Source organism: Embleya sp. NPDC025285 (genome assembly GCF_055558835.1).
Map to the genome: position 1 here is coordinate 1 of NZ_JBVHLU010000284.1, position 1,678 is coordinate 1,678.

Consider the following 1,678-nt stretch of genomic DNA (forward strand, 5'->3'; position numbering starts at 1 on the left):
GCAGACCACCGCGCTGGACGCCACCTACTGGTACACCAACCTTCGCCGGACGGTCCGCTTCGAGGAGACGATCCGCCTCCTCCTGAGCCAGGGCTTCGACACCTTCATCGAGGCCAGTGCGCATCCGGTGCTCACCACCCCGGTGGAGAGCACGATCGAATCCGCCGATGCCCAGGCCGTGGTCCTGGGCACGCTGCGCCGGGACGAGGGTGGCCTGAACCGCTTCACCACAGCACTCGCCGAAGCGCACGTGAACGGTCTCGCCGTGGACTGGTCGCCGCTGCTGGGCGACCGCGATCGCGACCGCAGTACCGCGGACGTCGATCTGCCGACCTACGCTTTCCAGCGCCGCCGCTACTGGCTGCAAGCCCCTCCCGGGGTGCGCGGGGATCTCGGCGCGGTGGGGTTGCTGGACGCGGAGCACCCGTTGGTCGGCGCCTGCGTGTCCGGCGTGGACGGCGGCGTGCTGCTGACCGGGCGGCTGTCGCTGTCCGCGCAGCCGTGGCTGACGGACCACGCGGTGGCCGGGACGGTGCTGCTACCGGGGGCGGCCTTTGTGGAACTGGCGGTACGGGCCGGGGACACCGCCGGGTGCGGCCGGGTGGACGAACTGACGCTTCAGGCGCCGCTGGCCGTCCCCGAGCACGGGACCGTGGCGGTCCAAGTCGTCGTGTCCGCCCCGGACGAGGCGGGCGGTCGGGCCGTCTCGGTCCACTCGCGGACCGGCGACGAGGACCTGGGCGCCGAGTGGACCTGCCACGCGGTCGGCCGACTCTCCGACCAGCCGTTTGCCGCACCCGAGGTCGTCGGTGCCGACGGCGCCTGGCCCCCGGCCGGCGCCCGGCCGGTGGACCTGGACGGTTTCTACCCGGACCTGGCGGCACGCGGATACGAGTACGGACCGGCGTTCCAGGGGCTCACCTCGGCCTGGCAGCTCGGCGAAGACGTCTACGCCGATGTGGCGCTGCCGGCCGAACACCGGGACGATGCCGCCCGCTTCGGGCTTCACCCGGCGCTGCTCGACGCCGCGCTGCACGCCATCGTGACGGCGGGGCAGCCGGGCGCGGACGACGGACGGTTGCGACTGCCGTTCTCGTGGTCCGGGGTTGCCCTGTCCGCGACCGGTGCCGTTGCCGCCCGGGTACGGATATCCCGGCTCGACGCGGACACCGTCGCACTGGACTTCGCGGACACCGGCGGGCAACCCTTCGCCCGGGTTGCCGCGTTGACCCTGCGGCCGGTCGAGGCGGAGCAACTGCGCGAGTCCGTCGGCGTCAGGGATCCGTTGTACGCCGTCGAGTGGGTACCTGTGACCTGCACGGAGCCCACCGCCGTGCTCGCGGACACCGCCGTGCTCGGCCCGGATCCGTTCGGACTGTTGTCCGCGAGCCTGGCGACGACCGGATACCCGGACCTCGCCGACCTGACGGCGGCACTCGATGCGGGCACGCCTGTTCCGGCGACGGTCCTCATGCCGTGTGTCGGCGGCCCGTCCGGGTCCTCCCCGGACGTCGAGGCCGTGCACGCCGCCACGGCACGGGTATTGCTCGATCTGCGCACATGGTTGGCTGATCCGCGCCTGACCGCCTCGCGGTTGGTGGTGGTGACGCGGGGTGCGGTGGGTGTCGGGCCGGGTTCGGTGGTGTCGGATCTGGCGTGGTCGGCGGTGTGGGGGTTG

1 protein-coding gene is annotated in these 1,678 nt (G+C 72.8%); it reads left to right on the top strand.

The features are described 5' to 3' along the window. Positions 1 to 1,678, top strand: a 1,678-nt coding sequence (locus ACZ4FV_RS52250) for a polyketide synthase dehydratase domain-containing protein (protein WP_465328519.1), incomplete at both ends; no start/stop codon positions are given.